Below are 14370 nucleotides of genomic sequence, written 5' to 3' on the forward strand. Positions count from 1 at the left end.
CCGCATTCAGAGGACTAAATGCGGAGGTCAGGCGGCCGCCATCAGGAGTTTCGCCGCCACATCGACGCCGTCCGTCCGCACCTCGCCACCGACCTGACGCGCCCGCTCGGCGACGTCGGGCCGGAGCACCTCCTCCAACGCGAGCGTCAGCGCTTCGGCGGACGGTTCCCCCGTGATCGACGTCCCCACCCCGAGGTCGCGGACGCGCCGCGCGAAGTACGGCTGGTCGAACATCTGCGGAACGAGCACCTGCGGCACCCCGGCCCGGGTCGCCGCCGTGGTCGTCCCGGCGCCGCCGTGGTGCACGACCGCCGCGACGCGCGGGAAGAGCGCCTGCTGGTTGACGTCCCCGATGGCGAGACAGTCGGGCTCGTCGTCGATCAGCGCCAGATCGGTCCAGCCGCGGAACACGACCGCCCGCCGTCCGTGCGCCCTCGCCGCCTCGATCATCGCCTTCGCGATCTCCTCCGGCGCGCGGATGCTCCCGAATCCGAAGTAGACCGGCGGCTCCCCGTCGCCGAGGAACGCCTCCAGTTCCGGGGACAGCGGACTCCGGTCCGGCAGGATCCAGGCCCCGGTCTGGTGCACGTCGAGCGCCGACGGTCCCCGCCACGGCGCCAGCACCGGATCGGCGGCCAGCCACGGGGCCTCGGTGAAGATGTGCCCGCGGACGTCGTCGACCGGCGGCAGGCCGAGCAGTTTCCGCTGCGCGCCGAGCACGCCGGCCCACTGCTCGTTCCACCGTTCCGCGTCGTCGGCCCACAAAGCCGGGATGGTGGCGCCGGGATCCTTCGGCGCCCATCCCGCGAAAACGGGCGGACGATGGTGCAGAGAAGGCAGCGTTATCGGACAATAGGCGGTGAAGAAATAGGGAATGCCTTTTCGCTCGGCCACCGAATGGGCGGCGATGTTCAACGCCATTCCCGCGACTACGGCGTCGCAGCCTTCGGCCACTTCCGGCATGGTCGCGAACTGGCCGACGACCATGGCCTCGGCCATCTCGCGCCGCCCCTCGGGGGTGGCCATCGCCTTGGTCATCGCGGAGTCCGGCTTCGCGGTCGACCGGAGTTCCGGCCCCAGCGGGGCGAAGGGAATCCCGAGACCTTCGGCCCAGTCCCGGAAATCCGGCGGCGCGCAGAGCCGGACCTCCTGGCCGAGTTCCCGCAATCGCACCGCCAGCGCCACCAGCGGCTGTACCTCACCCCTGGTCCCGATCGTGGACAGGAGTACACGCATGGGAATCCCCCTTCGGCGAATACGTGAAGGCACGAATTGTGGACCGGGAATGGGGGCTTGCCGCAAGTCCCCCTGTCCGCTATACCTTTGAAGGGGCAGGAAAGCGTTTCTTACGCGGGGTACCACCCCAAGATCGCCTCGACGACTCCGGCCGGATCCTCCAGCGGCGTCAGATGTCCCGCCTCCGGCAGCACGACCAGTGTCGCGTCCGGCAGTGTTTCCACCAGCGTGTTCGCCGCTTCCAACGGGGTCAGGGCGTCCTCTTCGCCGACCACGACCAGCGCCGGAACGTCCGCCGCGCGCAGCGTTTCGAGCGAATCGGGCCGGGTCGCCATCGCACGCGCCGCCCACGCGATCCCCGCCGGCGGCTGCGTCGTGATCAGTTCTCGAAGCCGCTCCGCGACTTCGGGTGCGGCCTTTCCGGCGAGCAGCCCGGGCGTGACTGCTTCGGGCATCCATCCGGCGCCTTCCGCCTCGACCCTGGCCGCGACGTCGTGCCGGGCCCGCACGGCCTCAGGGGTGTCGGCCGTCGCCTTCGTGTCGATGAACACGAGCCCGCCCACGCGTTCCGGGGCGAGCCGCAGCACCGCCATCGTCAGGTAGCCGCCCATCGAGCAACCACCGAGGACGACCTTCTCCAGTCCGAGCCGGTCGAGCAGCGCCACGACATCGCGGGCGGCGTCGTCCAGGTCCGGCTCCCGGTCGGTTTCCGGCAGCGGGCTGCGGCCGAGGCCGCGCTGGTCGGGGGTGATCAGCCGCAGGCGTTCGCCGAGGGGCGCCCGCACCCCGTCCCACATCCGGGCGTCGACGGGAAAGGCGTGCAGCAATACCAGCGGGAGATCCTTCATGGCGATAATTCTGTCGCACCCCCGCGCTACCGTCAGATCCGTGCTGACAGAGATCAAGACGGAGAGGTTGCTGCTGCGGCGGCTGCGCGAGGCGGACCGCGAGAACATCGTCGCGCTGCAGGCCGATCCGGAGACGAACAAGTTCAACCCGGTGCCGCACACCGTCGAGGGCGCGAACGAGCTCTACGACGCCTGGCTGAAGCAGTGGGCCGAGCACGGATTCGGCTATCTCACGGTGTCCGCTTTGGACGATCCCGAGGTGATCCTCGGCTTCGGTGGCGTCCGGTATCACGAATGGAACGGCGAGCGCGTGCTGAACCTCGCGTACCGCTTCTGGCCGTCCACCTGGGGCAAAGGCTACGCGACGGAGATGGCGGCCGCCGTCGTCGACTGGGCCGAGCGGGAGATCCCCGATGTCCCGGTGATCGCCAACATCATGGTGTCCAACGAACCGTCGGTCCGGGTCGCCGAACGGCTCGGTTTCAAGGTCCACACGGAGGAGGAATACGAGGGAGAGCCTTCACTGCACCTGCGACGCTGAACCTTCGGCGTTCACCAGCGGCCCGGGCGGCGCCGGGACCGCGCTTCCCAGCACGGTTTGTGCCAATGGCGGCGGTCGGCGACCCCGCCGGTGTCGTCGGCGGGCCAGACGACCAGATGCGGGGTCCCCGGCCGGATCTCGTGGTCACAGCCGGGACAGCGGTAGTCCTTGGTGGCCTGCGCGCCGGGCACCGTCCGGACCAGCCATTCCCCATCGGTGGCCGATTCGGAGCGCGCCCAGCCGGTGGACGCGCCGAGGTCGGGTCGCCCACCGCGGTCGGGCCGATTACGTCGTGGCACCCCGAAACCGTAACCGGCGACCTGGTTCAGCCGTCGAAGTAGGCGCCCGGCGTCACACCGACCGCCCGGCGGAAGGCGACGACGAACGCGCTCGGCGAGGAGTAGCCGATCCGGCGCGAGACCGCGGTCAGCGGCAGGCCCTCGGCCAGCAGCGGCAGCGACGCGCGCAACCGGGCCTGCACCCGCCACGCGCCGAACGTCGTCCGGCATTCGGCGAGGAACAGCCGCGCGAGCGTGCGTTCACTCGCGCCCGCGTCGTGCGTGAAATCCGCGAGCCCGCGGCGGTCCGCCGGATCGGCGATCACCGCCCGCGCGACGGTCAGCGCCCGTTCGTCGGACGGCATCGGCACGGTGATCGGCACGACGTCCACGGGTTCGAGCAGGTCGAAGGCGACGGCTTCGGCCCGGCGGCGCGCGTCGTCGGTCAGGTCGGCCGAGCCGAGGTGCTCCAGCAGTTCCCGCAGCAGCGGCCGGACGGCGACGAGCGTCGGCGCGGGCCAGCGCACCGGGCAACGGTCCTGGGCGGCGTAGATCCCCCGCAGCACGGTCTGCGCGGTGGCGCCGGTCCGGTGGACGACACCGGCGGGGATCCACAGCGCCCGCGTCGGCGGCAGCACCCAGTGCCGTTCGCCGACGTTGACGCTCAGGATCCCGCGTGCCGCCCAGGCGAGCTGGTGGCCGTCGTGCTCGTGCCACGGGAGCCAGGTACCCGCGGGGAGGTCCATCTCGCCGAGCACCATCGCCGTCGACATCGGCGGAAGGAGTCCGATATGCGACATCACTTGGCAGCCTATCGCCTACCGGTCACCGTTAGCGTCGGATCCATGCCGATGAACCTGGTGCACCGCAAACTCTGCAGTTCCGCGCTGTGGGCGAAGGCCGTCGCCGCCGAGATGCCGGGCAACATCGCCGGTCACGACCTCGGCGACTCCGTACTGGAGATCGGGCCCGGCTTCGGCGCGACCACCCGGGCGCTCGTCGGGCTCGTCCCGCGGCTCACCGCCATCGAGATCGACGAGGCTTCGGCCGTCCTCCTGAAGCGTGAATTCGACGGCCGGGTGCGGATCGTCCAAGGCGACGGGGCCGCGATGCCCTTCGAGGACGGCGAGTTCTCGTCGGTCGTCTGCTTCACGATGCTGCACCACGTGCCGACGGTGGCACTCCAGGATTCGATCTTCGCCGAGGCGTTCCGCGTGCTCCGTCCCGGCGGTGTCCTGCGCGCGATCGACAGCCTGGAGAGCCTGCCGTTCCGGCTCCTCCACATCGGCGACACGATGAACACGCTCGACCCGGTTTCGGTCTGGCCCCGGCTCACCGACGCCGGCTTCACCGACATCAAGGTCGATCACGTCCCGAAGCGCTCCGTGAGCTTCTCGGCCCGGAAACCCGCCTGACGCGTTTCGTCCTCTGAATGCGGTAGTTGCACGCGCAAGGACCGCATTCAGAGGACGAAACGCGGGGTCAGCCGCGCGCGAGGACCAACGGGACGAGCTGTTCGGCCGGGGTCAGCGAGCCGTGCTGACCGACCAGGGAGGACTCGACGGCTTCGGCCAGTTCCCGCACCAGCCCGAAACGGCCCTTCGCCGCCACGACGATGTCGCCGATACGCGGGCGGACACGGTCGGCGACCGGCCCGAACCAGCCCGCCTCGACGGCCTCGTCACGCGGCAGGATCCACGCCCGGTCCCCGATCACGTCACGCCAAGCGGCCAGGACGTCGGCCTCCGCGCCCGGTTCGCTGTAGACGTGCCGCGCCCGGACCTCGCCACCGACGGCCCGGACGCCGCCGAGCAGCGCGGGGGTGTCGTCGATGTCGAGCGCGCCCTCGACGGTCACCATCCCGTGGTCGGCCACGACCGCGAGGAGCGCGCCGGACGGCAGGCCGTCCACGATGGACTCGACCAGCCTGTCGACCTGCCGCAGCTGCATCCGCCACGGCGACGAACCCGGCCCGTAGACATGACCCAGCATGTCGAGTTCGCTGTGATAGCCCCAGCAGAACGCCGGCCTCGTTTCGAGACAGTGCAGGACGCAGGCCGCCAGGTCGCCGAGCGCGTGGACGCCGACGTAGCGGGCGCCGGACTGCGTCGCGCGGGTCAGCGCGGTGTCGGCGAACTTCGCCGAAGACACGACGCTGGTCGCGATCCCCGCGGCCGTCGCGCGCTCGAACGTCGTCGGCAGCGGCTGCACCTCGCGCGGCGGCAACGCGCCGCGCAGATCCCCGCCGTCCACGTGGCTGCTCCACCGCAACGCGTTCAGGACGCCGGCGCCCGGTACCTCGAAGCTGTAGCCGACCAGGCCGTGCTCTCCCGACGCCAGTCCGGTGCCGATCGCGCCGAGACCGGCGGCCGTCGTCGCCGGGAACCCGACCCGCAGCGGCGACTTCGCCAGTTGCGTGAGCACGGGCGCGTCGGCGGCGTGCTCGGCCAGCAGTTCCCAGCCGAGACCGTCGATGAGCAGGACGCAAGCGCTGGAAGCCTCGACCAGGCTCAGCGTGTTGGCGAACTCCGCGGCACCGAGGGCGGAAAGCACGGACGGGACGACTTGGCCGAGGTGCGGCACATGCGCCGCGACAGGCAGTTCCACCCGGTCAGCTTGCCATCCCGAGCACGAAAAGGAGATGGGATAATGCCGGACATGCCGACTTACGCCTACCGCTGCCGCGAATGCGCCGGGACCTTCGAACTGCTGCGGCCGATGAGCGAATCCGGTGCGCCCGCGCCATGCCCGGAGGGCCACCAGGACACCGTCAAGCTGCTGACGACCGTCGCGCTGACCGGGTCGGCGTCCGGCCCCGCGCCCGTTCCCGCTGGTGGCGGCGGTGGCTGCTGTGGAGGCGGCTGCTGCAGCTGACCCACCCGTTCGGGTGGAGCAACGTGTAATAGCCCGTTCGGCGGGTACCCCCTTGCCACCAGTCTGGAAGCTCCAGTGGTGGGAAGGGAGAACGTCCAGTGGCCACATCAGCACTGGCGGCCGTCGATTTCGGTCAAGGCGTGTCCAGCGCCTGGAGTTCGGTCGCCACCTTCGTCCCGAAACTGCTCGCGTTCCTGGTCATCCTGTTCATCGGCTGGCTGATCGCCAAGGCGATCTCCAAGGCCGTGAGCGTGGTGCTGGAGAAGGTCGGGTTCAACCGGCTCCTCGAACGCGGGGGCTTCAAGCAGATGCTCGCGCGGAGCCAGTTCGACGCGTCGAGCATCATCAGCAAGATCGTCTACTACGCGATCCTCCTGATCGCCCTGCAGTTCGCGTTCGGCGTGTTCGGCCCGAACCCGGTGAGCTCGCTGCTCAACGACATCGTCGCCTGGCTGCCGCGCGCCATCGTCGCGATCGTCATCGTGGTGATCGCCGGCGCGATCGCCAAGGCGGTCAAGGACCTGGTGGGCAACGCCCTCGGCGGCGTCTCCTACGGCAAGGTGCTCGCCACCATCGCCTCGGTGTTCATCTGGGGCCTCGGCGCGATCGCCGCGCTGAACCAGATCGGGGTGGCCACCGCGGTCACGCTGCCGGTGCTGATCACCGTGCTCGCCACGATCGGCGGAATCGCCGTCGTCGGTGTGGGCGGTGGCCTGATCAAGCCGATGCAGCAGCGCTGGGAGACCTGGCTCGGCCGGGCCGAGGCGGAGATCCCCGCCGCGAAGGCGCAGGCCGAGGCCTACCAGCGCGGTCGTGAGGACGCCAGCCGCTCGGGTGACGTGCCGACCGAGCGGACGACCGCCCAGCCGGTGCCGGCCGGGCATCACGCCGCCGATCCGAACGCCATGGGTCAGCAGCCGGCGCAGCACCAGCAGTTCCCGTCCAGCCAGGGTCAGGTGCCGCAGCACCAAGATCCCGGCCAGCGGCCCCCCGGTGGGTCAATGCCCCCTCCGCCGGAGTACCGCTGACCTTCCACGGGAGCGGGTGGGGCGTCCGGCCGCCCTACCCGTTCCCGGTCGGCCGGGTCCGCTGCTCGTCCATCGTGACGGCCAGCGAGCACACGCCGACCAGGCGCGCGGTCAGCCAATCGCTGGTGGTCCAGGCGGAGAGATCGGCCGGGGCGCGGAACGTCCAGCCCTTGGCCTTCGCCTCGTCGAGCAGCCCGCGCGTGTAGCCGGCGAGCAGTACGACCCCGGCGACCGCCGCCGAACCTTCGACCCCGGCCGCGAGGATGTCCCGCACCGCCGCCGAGTGCTGATCGAAGACGGCCGAAAGCCCGGGAAGAGCCGCCGCGGCGGCCAGCCCGGCCACACCGATCTGCTGGTGCAGCCGGGAAAGCGTGCTACGAGCCGAAGATTCCACCCAGGACGAGACCAGATCTTTCACCCGACCAGGTTAGCCAGGTCAGGCGATTTGTCGACATCCCGGTGACCATGATCGCAGTGGACTCAGCAGGCCTTGAGCGCCTGATCCAGGTCGTGCCACAGATCCTCGACGTCCTCCAGCCCCACCGACATGCGGATGAGCCGGTCGGTGACGCCCGCGCCGCGCCGGTCGTCCTCGGCGACGATCCGGTGGCTGATCGACGCGGGATGCTGGATGAGCGAGTCCACGCTGCCGAGGCTGACGGCCGGGGTGATCAACCGGACCGCGCCGATGAGCGCGTGCGGATCGCCGTCGACCTCGAACGCGATCAGCGGACCGCCGATGCCCGGGTAGTGCACGGCGCTCACGTTCGCGTGGCCGCGCAGCCGCTCGACGAGTTCGGCGGCCGTCGCGGACGCGGCGTTGACCCGCAGCGGAAGCGTCGAAAGGCCGCGAAGCAGCATGTACCCGGCCAGCGGGTGCAGCACGCCGCCGGTGGCGAAGCGGATCTGCCGCAGCATCCCGGCGTCTTCGGCACCGCACGCCACCACACCGCCCATGACGTCGCCATGGCCGCCGAGGAACTTGGTCGCGCTGTGCAGCACGAACCGGGCTCCGTGGCGCCCGGGCCGCTGGAGCACGGGAGTGGCGAAGGTGTTGTCGACCAGCATCGGAACTTCGCCTGCGGCGCTCACGATCTCGGCGATGTCGACCTCGCGCAGGGTCGGGTTCGCGGGCGTTTCGAGCAGCACCAGCCCGGTGTCGGGACGCAGCGCCGAAGCGACGTCTTCCGGATCCGCCCAGGTCACCTCGGTGCCGAGCAGGCCTGACGTGAGCATGTGGTCGGTGCAGCCGTAGACCGGCCGGACGGCGACGACGTGCCGCTTGCCCTGCGCGACGGCGGCGAGCAGTGACGCCGACACCGCGGCCATGCCGGTGGCGAACGCGACGGCGTCGTCGAACCCTTCGAGTTCGGCCAGCGCCTTCTCGAACCGCTCGACGGTCGGATTGCTCAGCCGCCCGTAGACCGGGAGCCCGGACAGCGCGCCCGTGGCGGCGAACTCGTCGATGCGGCCCGCCTCGTCGACGCTGTCCCGCGACGGGTAGGTCGTGGACAGGTCGAGCGGAGCGGCGTGGACGCCGAGGTCCGTGAGATCGTCACGGCCGGCGTGGACGGCTCGGGTGCGCAGCGTTGCGGTCATACTCCAGATGGTGCGTTTTTCTCCGGATACGACGCAATATCCTCGGATATCATTCGCCAATGCCGGATTCTGTCGAACTGAGCACGGTCGACCTGCGGATTCTGCGGCTCCTGCAGAACGACGCACGGATCTCGAACAAGGATCTGGCGGCCGAGGTCGGCATCGCGCCCTCGACCTGCCTCGACCGGGTCAACCGGTTGCGCGAGCTCGGGGTGATCACCGGCCAGCGCGCCGAGGTGGACGCCGCCAAACTCGGCCGCCCGCTCGAAGCGCTCCTGTTCGTCCAGGTCCGCCCGCACCGCCGGGCGCTGGTCGACTCGTTCGTCGGGCATCTGCTCGCCCTGCCCGAGGTCCGCGCCGTCTACCACCTGACCGGCCCGGACGACTTCCTCGCGCACGTCGCCACCGCTTCGGCGACCGAGCTGCAACGGCTGGTCCTCGACGAACTGACCGCGCGCGACGAGGTCGCCCGGGTGCACACGAACCTGGTCTTCCAGCACTGGAGCGGGGGACCTTTGCTCCCGCCCGCCTGATCAGTCGATGCGGACCTTGACCGGATGCGTGACGTCGGCGGGGCAGGTGAAGATGTTCAGCACCCCGCGGCGGGCGAACGACCAGCACGCCGGTTCGTCATCGACGACCTCGCAGCCGCAGCCGACCTCGTGTTCCTCGGTGGCCAGCGCGATCGTCTGCCGCAGTTCCTCGCCGCACTCCCGGCAGCCCAGATCGGCGCGATCGGACCCGGACCAGGCCGTCCAGCCGCCGATCTTCGAGTACTGGTCCAGCTCCGGCCAGCCCTCCGGGTCATCGCTCGCGCCCTCGGGGATGCCGAGCGCGGCGCGGGTCTCCGCCGGGAAGTCGCAGAGCCGGGGCAGTTCGTCGATCGAGCACGGCTCGAAGACGCACTGCTCCGGCAGGTAGTCGGCTTCGGCGTCCTCGGGCGGGGGCGGCGGGTCCGCGATGTCCCCCACCTCGCCGGAATCGCGCCACACCAGCCGGACCGCGGGCCCCCGGTGGTACGGGCTGTCGTGGTCCAGCGGGCAGAACAGGATCTGCAGGACGTCGGTGCCCTCCGGGAAGGGCAACTCCGGGAAGTCATCGCGGAAGAACTGGGCCGCGCTGATCATCACCGGCACCGGGCCGTCGAGCGCGTGCCCGCTCCGCCACGCGTCGTCGGACGCGTCCGGGTCGGGCGGCCAGGTCACCGGGCACTCGGGCCACGGCTCGTCCGACGGCCAGAGCAGCGGACCGCCGAAATGGCTCTCGTCGGGACGCGGCTCCCCCGGCGCGGGGTGCAGCCGGATGGCCGTCCGGACCAGGTCGTTCAGGCCGGGGATGGGAACCCCGTCGTATGTCAGCTGACGCACCCAGGGGAGCTTAGAGGTCCGGCAGCGGATCTTCAGGTTTTGCCCCGTCTCGCATGATCTCGGCGTCGGCGGCGTGGACGACCGCGATGTACTCGTCGTCGATCTCGTAGTCGATGCCGTTGAACTTGAACCACGGGACGGTCGACGTGTCGACCGGTCCGATCCGCTGGTTCCGCAGGCCCGTCGAGACGACTTTCTTCGGTGTCTTCCGGCTCAGGTATCCGGTCGTCAGGACCGTGATCGTCTTGCGGGTCACCGCGAAGAACACGCCGGGGTTGGTACTGCCGAAGACGTCGGCCGGGAACACGTAGTGGATCTCGTCGTCCGGATCGAGGAACCCCGCGATCCGCTTCCTTACCCCCGAGGACACCGGCATGTGTCCAAGCTACCGACCTCTGGCGCAAGTAGTCGGCTACTTGCGCCAGAGACACCTACCGGGCCGAGTAGTCCTTGAAGCCCTTCCCCGTCTTCCGGCCCAGCCGCCCGGCGGTCACCAGGTGCTCCAGCAGCGGCGCGGGCGCGAAGCCCTCTTCGCGGAACTCGTTGTACAGGGTCCGCTGGATCGCCAGCGAAACGTCCAGCCCGACGACGTCGAGCAGTTCGAACGGCCCCATCGGCAGCCCGCAGCCCACCTTCATCGCGGTGTCGATGTCGTCGGCCTCCGCGTAGTGCGCTTCGAGCATCTTCACCGCGTCGTTCAGGTACGGGAACAGCAGCGCGTTGACGATGAACCCGGCCCGGTCGCCACAGTGCACGGGATGCTTGCCCACCGCCGCGCAGACGGCGTCGACGGTCGCGATCACGTCGGGCGCGGTGGCGATGGTCGAGACGATCTCGACGAGTTTCATCACCGGCGCCGGGTTGAAGAAGTGCACGCCGACCACGTCCGAAGGCCGCGAGGTGGCGGCCGCGCATTCGATCACCGGCAGCGAGGACGTCGTCGTCGCCAGGACCGCGCCGGGCTTCACGACGTCGTCGAGCGCGGCGAAGACGGCCTGTTTGACGGCCAGGTCCTCGGCCACCGCCTCGACGACGAGGTCGACGTCGGCCAGTTCGTCGAACTCCACCGCCGGCGAGATCCGGCCGAGCGCGGCGGCCGCGTCCTCTTCGGACAGTTTGCCCTTGACCACGGCCTTGTCCAGCGACTTCTTCACCCGCGCGACCGACGCCGCGGCCTTCTCCGCGCTCCGCGCCCGCAGGATGACCTCGTAACCGCGTTTCGCGAACACCTCGACGATGCCGGTCGCCATGGTCCCGGTCCCGACGACGCCGACCTTGCGCACCTCCCGCGGTGTCACGGAGTCCACTGTGGACTTCGTGATCGCGTCGGTCACCGTCGGCGAATCGGGTTCGTCGTAGGCGTAGAAACCCTGTCCCGTCTTCCGGCCGAGCAGCCCGGCGGTGATCATCTGCTTCAGCAGCGGCGCCGGAGCGTGGAGCCTGTTGCGCGACTGGTGGTACATCGTGTCGAGGATCTCGTACGCGGTGTCCAGCCCGATGAGGTCCAGCAAAGCCAAGGGCCCCATGGGATATCCGCAGCCGAACCGCATCGCCGCGTCGAGGTCCTCGCGGGTGGCGTAGCGCTGTTCGTACATCCGCACGGCGTGGTTGAGGTACCCGAAGAGCAGCGCGTTCGCGATGAACCCGGCGCGGTCGCCGATCACCACCGGTGTCTTGCCGAGACGTTCGGCGAACGCGACGACGTCGGTGACCACGCCGGGTTCGGTGACCACGGTGCGGACGATCTCGACCAGTTTGAGGATCGGCGCCGGGTTGAAGAAGTGCATCCCGACGACCTTGCCCGGCCGCGCGGTGTGCACGCCGATCTCGGTGATCGACAGCGACGAGGTGTTGGACACGAAGATCGTGTCCGGCCCGGTGATCTTGTCCAGCTGGGCGAAAACGTCGGATTTCGCTTCGAGGTTCTCCGGGATCGCCTCGATCACCAGGTCCACATCGGACAGTTCGCTCAGCGACGTGGTGTAGCGGATCCGGCCCAGCAGGTCACTCCGGCCGCCGGCGTCGAGCTTGCCGCCGGACACCGCCCGTTCGGTCGAATGCTCCAGATGACCCCGGCCCCGGTGCACGCCGTCGTCGTCGATCTCGACCGCGACGACGGATACGCCGCTCCTCGCGAGCACCTCGGCGATCCCGGCGCCCATGGTGCCGAGACCGATGACTCCCACACTCGAGATTTCCCGCGCCACAACCGGCCTCCGGAGGTTACTCGCTGGTAGTTTCTCCGATCGTGCCACGCCGGGGCGCGGAAAGCAGCCGCTGTCACCCACCGAATCGAGTAAGTGTCACTCCCCGAAGTTCTGGTCGACGAGGTCCTTGACCTTGGTGAGCGCTTCTTCGGCCTGCGCGCCCTTGGCCCGGACCTCGATCCGGTCGCCCTGCCGGGCGCCGAGCGCCATCAGCGCGAGCACGCTGTTGGCGTCCGCGGTCTCCTCGCCCAGCCGCACGGTGACCTCCGCGTCCAGCCCGGCGATGCTCCGGACCAGGACGGCGGCGGGCCGCGCGTGCAGTCCGACGTCGTTGCGCAGCGTGAGTTCGACACTGCTTTCGCCGTCCCGCACCCCGTCGTCCAGCGTCAGGTCCGGCGGAGCGCCCGCCGAAGCGGCGGCTTCGGAGACGGCCTTGCGGTCCGCCCCGCCCTGTGCCGCGACGGCGGCGGCGATCGCGCCCTCGACGAGCGGCGCGTCCACGACGAAGGCGGCCGACGGGTCGGCGAGCGATTCGACGGCCAGTTCCGCGGTCATCTGCGCGCTGCCGAGGTCGTACAGCAGGACGACGCCCGCGCCCGAATCGGCGCGCTGGGTCGCGGCGACGACCTCGTCGTAGTCCGTTCCGATCCCGCCGTCGGCGAGACCGCCCGCCGCCACGATGGTGACGTCCGGCGCCATCTGGGCGGCGAGTTCCGCGAGCCCTTCGGCGAGTTTGGCGCTGTGGGAGACGAGCACGATTCCGACGCTCACCGGGCGGCCTCCGCGAACGCGCGCAGCAGCAGCGCCGTCGAGCGGGCACCGGGATCCATATGTCCCTTGGCCCGCTCGCCGAGGTACGACGCGCGGCCCTTGCGCGGCACGAGGTCCACAGTGGACTCCGCACCCTTGTCGGCGGCGTCCGCGGCCGCGGCCAGGATCGCCGCGACGTCCGACCCCGCGGCCTCTTCGGCGGCCGAGACGGCGGGGATGAGCGCGTCGACCATGGTCGCGTCTCCCCCGACGGCCTTGCCGCGCGCCTGCACTCCCTCCAGAGCCGCGCGCAAGGCCTCGATCAGCAGCGCACCGTCCACTTCGGCCGCGTCGCCCAGTTTGACCGACGCGCGCAGGAAAGCCGTGCCGTACAACGGGCCCGCCGCGCCACCGACCTTCGAGATCAACGTCGTGGCGGCGAGTTTCGCGACCGCGGCCGGGGTTCCGGGGGTCGCGGTGTCCAAAGCGGACACGATGGCGGTGAACCCGCGGTCCAGGTTCTCGCCGTGGTCGGCGTCGCCGATCGCGCGGTCGAGGTCGACCAGCTCGGCGCGATGCTCGGCGATCACCGCGGCGGCCGCCCGCAAGGCGGCGGCGAGCGTCTCGGCGGTGCAGGCCATCAGACTCCCCACCTCAGGGCCGGGGTGTTCACCGGCGCGTCCCACAACTCGGTCAGCTCGTCGTCCAGTTTCAGCAAAGTCAGGCTCATCCCCTGCATTTCGAGGCTGGTGATGTACGGCCCCACCAGGCGCCGTTCGACCACGATCCCACGCTCGGCCAGCAGCCGCTCGGCGATCCCGTGGGCGAGGTACAGCTCCACCAGCGGGGTGCCGCCCATCGAGTTCGTGAACAGCAGGACCTTGTCGCCCTCGCCGAACGGCAGGTCCGTGACGATCGCTTCGACCATGCGGGCGACGAGCTCGTCGGCCGGGACCACGGCCGTCCGTTCGATGCCGGGTTCGCCGTGGATGCCGATGCCGAACTCGATCTCGTCGTCGGCGAGGTCGAAACTCGGCTCGCCCGCGTGCGGCACGGTCGGCGCGGTGAGCGCGACACCGATCGAGCGGACCTGGCCGATCACCTTGCGCGCCAAGGTCTCCACCGCGTCGAGCGCGTCGCCGCGTTCGGCGGCGGCACCGGTGAGCTTCTCCAGCAGCACCGTGCCGCCGACGCCGCGGCGGCCGGCGGTGTACGTGGAGTCCTTGACCGCGACGTCGTCGTCGATGACCACGCTGCGGACGTCGAGGCCCTCGGCGGCGGCGAGTTCCGCGGCGGTCTCGAAGTTGAGCACGTCGCCGGTGTAGTTCTTGACGATCAGCAGCGCGCCCGCGTCCCCGGTGGTGGCCTTGACCGCCGCTTCGACGGCGTCCGGCGTCGGCGAGGTGAACACCGCCCCCGGGACGGCGGCCGCCAGCATGCCCCGCCCGACGAAGCCGCCGTGCAGCGGTTCGTGCCCGGATCCGCCGCCGGAGATCACCGCGACCTTGCCCGCCACGGGCGCGTCCACGCGCACCACGATCGCCGGGTCGTCCTCCACGCGCAGGACGTCCGCGTGTGCCGCGGCGAGTCCGCGCAAGGACTCCGCGACCACCGTTTTCGGGTCGTTGATGATCTTCTTCAA

Annotated in this window: 18 protein-coding genes; 5 read left to right on the forward strand and 13 right to left on the reverse strand. The window is 70.4% G+C overall.

From position 1 onward, the window contains the following. Positions 1-27: 27 nt before the first annotated feature. Together IE302_RS14715 and IE302_RS14720 are read right to left on the reverse strand one after the other, a co-directional pair. Positions 28-1236 carry a glycosyltransferase gene (locus IE302_RS14715; RefSeq protein WP_191255084.1) on the reverse strand — a complete coding sequence of 403 codons (1209 nt, stop codon included), beginning with the start codon at positions 1234-1236 and terminating at the stop codon, positions 28-30. 110 nt (positions 1237-1346) lie between these two features. Continuing rightward, a complete protein-coding gene (locus IE302_RS14720) occupies positions 1347-2084 on the reverse strand; it encodes an alpha/beta fold hydrolase (protein ID WP_191255085.1) in 738 nt (245 codons plus the stop codon). A 40-nt stretch (positions 2085-2124) separates the two neighbouring features. On the opposite strand from IE302_RS14720, the gene IE302_RS14725 reads away from it, so the two are divergent. Beyond that, positions 2125-2625 (forward strand): GNAT family N-acetyltransferase, encoded by a 501-nt coding sequence (locus IE302_RS14725; protein ID WP_373307977.1) that lies wholly within the window; start codon positions 2125-2127, stop codon positions 2623-2625. 11 nt (positions 2626-2636) lie between these two features. On the opposite strand, the gene IE302_RS14730 is transcribed toward IE302_RS14725, so the two are convergent. Continuing rightward, entirely contained in the window at positions 2637-2924 is a 288-nt protein-coding gene (locus tag IE302_RS14730) for an Rv1322 family protein (protein WP_191255087.1), read from the reverse strand. 26 nt (positions 2925-2950) lie between these two features. Further along, positions 2951-3703 (reverse strand): AraC family transcriptional regulator, encoded by a 753-nt coding sequence (locus IE302_RS14735; protein WP_229907769.1) that lies wholly within the window; start codon positions 3701-3703, stop codon positions 2951-2953. Positions 3704-3754: 51 nt separating this feature from the next. Between IE302_RS14735 and IE302_RS14740 the strand changes: the two genes are divergently transcribed. After that, positions 3755-4318, forward strand: a complete 564-nt coding sequence (locus tag IE302_RS14740; protein ID WP_191255600.1) for a class I SAM-dependent methyltransferase — start codon at positions 3755-3757, stop codon at positions 4316-4318. Positions 4319-4385: 67 nt separating this feature from the next. On the opposite strand, the gene IE302_RS14745 is transcribed toward IE302_RS14740, so the two are convergent. Beyond that, positions 4386-5510 carry an alkaline phosphatase family protein gene (locus IE302_RS14745; RefSeq protein WP_191255088.1) on the reverse strand — a complete coding sequence of 375 codons (1125 nt, stop codon included), beginning with the start codon at positions 5508-5510 and terminating at the stop codon, positions 4386-4388. A gap of 51 nt (positions 5511-5561) precedes the next feature. Between IE302_RS14745 and IE302_RS14750 the strand changes: the two genes are divergently transcribed. Both IE302_RS14750 and IE302_RS14755 read left to right on the forward strand, forming a co-directional pair. Beyond that, positions 5562-5777, forward strand: a complete 216-nt coding sequence (locus IE302_RS14750) for an FmdB family zinc ribbon protein (protein WP_191255089.1) — start codon at positions 5562-5564, stop codon at positions 5775-5777. A gap of 98 nt (positions 5778-5875) precedes the next feature. Next, positions 5876-6805: a mechanosensitive ion channel family protein gene (locus IE302_RS14755; protein ID WP_191255090.1), complete on the forward strand. Its 930-nt coding sequence runs from the start codon at positions 5876-5878 to the stop codon at positions 6803-6805. A 34-nt stretch (positions 6806-6839) separates the two neighbouring features. On the opposite strand, the gene IE302_RS14760 is transcribed toward IE302_RS14755, so the two are convergent. Beyond that, positions 6840-7223 (reverse strand): DUF6401 family natural product biosynthesis protein, encoded by a 384-nt coding sequence (locus IE302_RS14760; protein ID WP_191255091.1) that lies wholly within the window; start codon positions 7221-7223, stop codon positions 6840-6842. 62 nt (positions 7224-7285) lie between these two features. Continuing rightward, positions 7286-8404 (reverse strand): trans-sulfuration enzyme family protein, encoded by a 1119-nt coding sequence (locus IE302_RS14765; protein WP_191255092.1) that lies wholly within the window; start codon positions 8402-8404, stop codon positions 7286-7288. 59 nt (positions 8405-8463) lie between these two features. Between IE302_RS14765 and IE302_RS14770 the strand changes: the two genes are divergently transcribed. Next, positions 8464-8937, forward strand: a complete 474-nt coding sequence (locus IE302_RS14770) for an Lrp/AsnC family transcriptional regulator (protein WP_191255093.1) — start codon at positions 8464-8466, stop codon at positions 8935-8937. Here the strand turns inward: IE302_RS14770 and IE302_RS14775 are convergent, their stop codons facing one another. The 6 genes from IE302_RS14775 to dhaK form a co-directional block, all read right to left on the reverse strand. Beyond that, on the reverse strand, positions 8938-9771 hold the full coding sequence (locus tag IE302_RS14775) for a hypothetical protein (protein WP_191255094.1): 834 nt from the start codon (positions 9769-9771) through the stop codon (positions 8938-8940). Between the two features lie 10 nt (positions 9772-9781). Continuing rightward, on the reverse strand, positions 9782-10147 hold the full coding sequence (locus tag IE302_RS14780) for a hypothetical protein (RefSeq protein WP_191255095.1): 366 nt from the start codon (positions 10145-10147) through the stop codon (positions 9782-9784). Positions 10148-10202: 55 nt separating this feature from the next. Continuing rightward, positions 10203-11978, reverse strand: coding sequence for a 3-hydroxyacyl-CoA dehydrogenase family protein (locus tag IE302_RS14785; RefSeq protein ID WP_191255096.1), 1776 nt, complete (start codon positions 11976-11978; stop codon positions 10203-10205). A gap of 96 nt (positions 11979-12074) precedes the next feature. Beyond that, on the reverse strand, positions 12075-12749 hold the full coding sequence (dhaM, locus tag IE302_RS14790; protein ID WP_191255097.1) for a dihydroxyacetone kinase phosphoryl donor subunit DhaM: 675 nt from the start codon (positions 12747-12749) through the stop codon (positions 12075-12077). Then, on the reverse strand, positions 12746-13369 hold the full coding sequence (dhaL, locus tag IE302_RS14795) for a dihydroxyacetone kinase subunit DhaL (RefSeq protein WP_191255098.1): 624 nt from the start codon (positions 13367-13369) through the stop codon (positions 12746-12748). Before dhaL ends, dhaM begins: the two co-directional genes overlap by 4 nt. Beyond that, positions 13369-14370 (reverse strand): dihydroxyacetone kinase subunit DhaK, encoded by a 1002-nt coding sequence (dhaK, locus tag IE302_RS14800; RefSeq protein ID WP_191255099.1) that lies wholly within the window; start codon positions 14368-14370, stop codon positions 13369-13371. Before dhaK ends, dhaL begins: the two co-directional genes overlap by 1 nt.

This window comes from Amycolatopsis oliviviridis (genome assembly GCF_014654365.1).
GTDB lineage: Bacteria > Actinomycetota > Actinomycetes > Mycobacteriales > Pseudonocardiaceae > Amycolatopsis > Amycolatopsis oliviviridis.